General features: G+C 66.4%; 5 protein-coding genes. 2 read left to right on the forward strand and 3 right to left on the reverse strand.

The features are described from left to right. From AC1DS3_RS35940 to AC1DS3_RS35950, 3 genes are all read right to left on the reverse strand, one after another. On the reverse strand, positions 1 to 1,592 hold a 1,592-nt coding region (locus tag AC1DS3_RS35940), incomplete at its 3' end, for a class I adenylate-forming enzyme family protein (RefSeq protein ID WP_477129073.1). Between the two features lie 133 nt (positions 1,593 to 1,725). Next, positions 1,726 to 2,688, reverse strand: coding sequence for a cyclase family protein (locus AC1DS3_RS35945; RefSeq protein WP_441638932.1), 963 nt, complete (start codon positions 2,686 to 2,688; stop codon positions 1,726 to 1,728). A gap of 187 nt (positions 2,689 to 2,875) precedes the next feature. Continuing rightward, on the reverse strand, positions 2,876 to 3,118 hold the full coding sequence (locus AC1DS3_RS35950) for a hypothetical protein (RefSeq protein ID WP_441638930.1): 243 nt from the start codon (positions 3,116 to 3,118) through the stop codon (positions 2,876 to 2,878). A gap of 141 nt (positions 3,119 to 3,259) precedes the next feature. Here AC1DS3_RS35950 and AC1DS3_RS35955 point away from each other — a divergent pair, with 141 nt between their 5' ends. After that, on the forward strand, positions 3,260 to 3,670 hold the full coding sequence (locus AC1DS3_RS35955; protein ID WP_441638928.1) for a PepSY domain-containing protein: 411 nt from the start codon (positions 3,260 to 3,262) through the stop codon (positions 3,668 to 3,670). Positions 3,671 to 3,676: 6 nt separating this feature from the next. Next, positions 3,677 to 4,175: response regulator (locus AC1DS3_RS35960; RefSeq protein WP_477129074.1), on the forward strand; the 499-nt coding region annotated here is incomplete at its 3' end.

Here is a 4,175-nt window from a genome sequence, read left to right on the forward strand (position 1 = left end):
GCCATGCGCTCCTTGCACCAGGCCAGCAGCGCTTCCGGCGTGACGCTGGCCTGCGGTTTCAGGCTGACCACGGCCTTCACCGTCTCGCCGCGATAAGCGTCGGGAATGCCCACCACGGCCGCCTCGCGCACCGCGGGATGCGTATACAAGACGTCTTCCACCTCGCGGGGCCAGACCTTGTAGCCAGCGGCGACGATCATGTCCTTCTTGCGGTCGACGAGGTAGAACCAGCCTTGCGCGTCCATGAAACCAACATCGCCGGTGTGGAAATAGCCGCCCGCCATGGCTTTTGCCGTCTCTTCCGGCTTGTTCCAGTAGCCCGGCACGATCATCGGTCCGCGCGAAATGATCTCGCCGACCTCGCCCACCGGCACCGGCGCGCCCGCATCGTCGCCGATGAAAGAGTCGACATTGAAGGCGGGAACGCCGATCGCCAGCGTGCCGGAGGCCGGATCCACCGGCGCCTCCCGGCCCAGCGGCACCACGTGGGTGGGCGAGTTGGTCTCGGTCAGGCCGTAGCCGTTGTGGATATAGTGCCCAAACTTGGCACGGAACTGCTCCACCACGCTCGGCGGGATCGGTGCGCCGCCCGAGTAGATCTTGCCCAGCGTGGCGAAATGCGCGCGGGTCGCCTCGGGATGGTTCATCAGCGCGATGAAGACCGTGATCGAGCCGATGGTGAACTCGACCCGACGGTCGCGGATGGCCTCCAGGACCACGCCMGGCTCGAAACGGCAGGCCAGCACCAGCGGCGCTGCGCAGATGAACGCCGCAGCCACGTGGCCCACCAGTCCGGTGATATGGAACAGCGGCGCCACGCCCAGGATCGGGCCGCCCTCCGCCAAGCCGATCCAGTCGCGGTACACCTGCGCATTGAAAGCAACATTGCCGTKGGTGTTCATCGCGCCCTTGGGCACGCCGGTGGTGCCGGAGGTGTACACCAGCATCGCAATATCGTCTGCCGCGAGCTTGACCGGCGCTGGCCTCTGGCCCAGGTACTCTTGCACCAGCGTCAGCAGATCAGGCACACCCTCGGCGGGCTGGCGCCTGGTCGCGGCAAACAGGCGCGGATCGGCACGCGTCTGGAAATCCAGCTCGGACGTGGTGATCACCGCAGGCAGCGCCAGGGGCGCGGCGGCGGCGTCCTGGCCACGCCGCTCGTCATCGAACAGCCCGCTCACCACATCGGCATAGAGCGATTCGTGGCAGATCAGTACCTTCGCGCCGGAGTCGGCCAGCACCAGGCGCAGTTCGCGTGCGCGGTTCATCGGGTTGACCGGCACCGCGATGGCGCCGAGCTTCCACGCGGCAACCAGCCCGATGACGAACTGCGGCACGTTCTGCAGGTACAGCGCAATCCGCTCGCCGCGCGCGCAGCCGCGCGATGATAGCGCTACCGCCAGCGCATCGGAGAGCGCATCCACCTCGGCATAGCTGAGCGTGGCGTCGAAGTAGTGGATTGCCGGACTGGCCGGCGCGCGGTCCGCGGCGGCCCGGAAGATGGACAGTGCGTCGGTAAATTGCGGGGTGATGGTGTGCGGCTGGCCGGCGTTGTAGCTGGAAAGCCAGGGCTTCTCTTCATAGGGCGTCATGAGGCACCTCGATAGGCACGGCGGGTAGTGTCAAGCATAGCGCTTGGTCGAAACGAAGCTGGCGCCGCACAGCGCAAGAAGCCATTGCGGCTTCTCCACCGGACGGCGCCGAGGGCAGGCTTTTTTGCCTGGCTTACTTGATGACCACCGGGTTGACCGGCGCGCCGCTGCCGTTCACTACCTTGAGCGGCGCCGCCGTATAGAGGAAGGTCCACTGCTGATCGTCAGCGCAGTCCGCGGCGAGCGGGTCCAGCTGGGCGATCTCGGTCAGGGTGATGCCCAGGTTGCGCATCAGCGCATTGTGCAGCGGCAAGGCCACGCCCGAGACCGGGTCCACCGTCACCTCGTTGGCAATCGTGTCGGTGACGAGGTTGGGGATCTCCATGCGATGGAACCACTCGACCAGTTCTGCGCTATAGGTCAGGCCCGGCTCGACGAACTCACGATAAAACTCAGCCTGGTCGCGCTTGTAGAAGGAGCCGATCCAGCCGGTGCGGATCACCAGGATGTCGTGCTTCTCGATGCGCACGCCCTGCATCTCGGCGGCGGCGAGCAAGTCGAGATGGGTGAAGGTCTCGCCCGGGGCGAGCACGTCCTTGCCGCGGTGGCGCGCCATGTCGATCAGCACGCCGCGCCCGACCACGCCACGTTCCGCGATCGGCAGGATGCTGGCTTTTTCCAGGCCGCCGATGGTGGATTTGGCATCGTAGCCATTCCATAGCTGATCGCCGTACCAGACATGGCCCAGGGCGTCGTACTGGGTCGAGCCCTGCAGATACATGATCATCATGTCGTCGGCGTACTCGGCCTCGCCGGGGAACTTCGGGCCCTTGCCGCAAAGGTAGTGGCCTTTGTCCATCACGTTGAGGCGGCGCGCCTGCGAACGCCCGGGCCAGACCGGGTCGCCGGCGGGGTTACCCATCTGGATCTGCAGGGTGAAGGTCTTGCCGGAGCGCACGGAAGCCACGCCGCGCAGCGCCTCCGCCCGGGTGAGATAGTTCAGCGAACCGACCTCGTCATCCGGCCCCCATTTGCCCCAGTTCTTCGGTGCATCGCGCAACAACTCGGCTACCAGCGGGACGTTCTTCGATTCCATGCCATGTCTCCTTCTTGGATTGACCCTGAGGGATCGCACTGTGCCGGTCATGTCCGTGGCGCATGGTCGGCCATGCGCAGAGAGCATAAATAAGAACGGTCGTGCGTTTATTTTGAGTCGAGTGTAGGACCAGGCGCAGGAGCATGTCCAGACATGGAAAACCCGCCGAGGGTTGCAGGCGCCTGCTTCAGTCGTCCAGCCCGAAGGCCAGCAGCGGCCCGAGCATCAGTGCCCCGAGCACGATCATGGACAGGCCGCTGTCCATGTGCTTCCATTCGTGCAGCACGGCCCGCGCGTCGACCTGCGCCCAGAACAGGGACACAACACCCAGCAGGACGACGATCACCGCCGCGGCCAGCGCGAACCCGTCGCGCGTGGCGCGGCGGTGGATTTCGGAAGGGCTATCATTCGGGATGCGCACGCCTTGCATGGCCAGACTCCTGGAAAACTGTGACGATGACGATCAATGCAATGGCGCCCATTGTTGTGATCCCTGCCTGAACCCATGCTGAGCGCGCCATTCAGCTTGCGTTCAGGCAAGGCACGGCAGACTGCTTCGTTCCATCAAGGCTTGCTCTCAACCGTATTGCCCCGCTCGCTCACGCCATTGCCTTCGTTGCGCACCGCCACCTCGTCCCTGTCCCGCGCCCTGTCCCGCGCCCTGCTGCCGCTGCTGGCCGCCCTGCCGCTGCTGCTGGCAGCCCCGGCGCCCGCCCATGCCGACAAGGACGCCGACCGCGCCCGCGCCGCCGTCCAGTCGGGCGAGATCCTGCCGCTCACGCGCATCCTGGAGGCAGTGTCGGCCCAGTACACGGGTGATGTGATCGGCGTCAAGCTCGACCGCGACGATGGCGTCTGGCAGTACGAAGTCAAGCTGCTGCTGGCAAGCGGCTCGGTGGCCAAGCTCGAATACGACGCCAAGACCGCCACCCTGCTCAAAGCCAAGGGGCGCGATCTTGAGCAGGCCCGCAAGAAACCCTGATCCCCCATGCGCATCCTCCTGGTAGAAGACGAGGCCGTGCTGGCCGCCCAGATCCGCGCCAGCCTGGTCAGCGCCGGGTATGCGGTCGATACTGCCGCGCACGGCATCGATGCCTGGCACCTGGGCGCCGAAGAGCCCTACGATGCCGTGGTGCTCGACCTTGGCCTGCCCGGGCTCGACGGGCTCTCCGTGCTGCGCCGCTGGCGCGCGGCGCAGGTGAACCTGCCGGTGCTGATCCTGACCGCGCGCGACAGCTGGACCGACAAAGTGGAAGGCATCGATGCCGGGGCCGACGACTACCTCGCCAAGCCCTTTCGCATGGAGGAGTTGCTGGCCCGCATCCGCGCGCTGATCCGCCGCGCCCATGGCATGTCCGCGCCCGAGCTGGCCTGCGGCCCGGTGCGCCTGAACGCGCGCACGGGCGTGGCGACCGTCGACGGCGCCGCGGTGGTGCTGACCGCCCATGAGTTCAAGGTGCTGGATTACCTGATGCACCACCCGGGCG

The sequence above is a fragment of the Cupriavidus sp. 01L46 genome (assembly GCF_056399905.1).

Coding starts and splice junctions, on each gene's coding strand:
- AC1DS3_RS35945 (WP_441638932.1), bottom strand. CDS start 2,688: ATGGAATCGAAGAACGTCCCGCTGGTAGCCGAGTTGTTGCGCGATGCA.
- AC1DS3_RS35950 (WP_441638930.1), bottom strand. CDS start 3,118: ATGCAAGGCGTGCGCATCCCGAATGATAGCCCTTCCGAAATCCACCGC.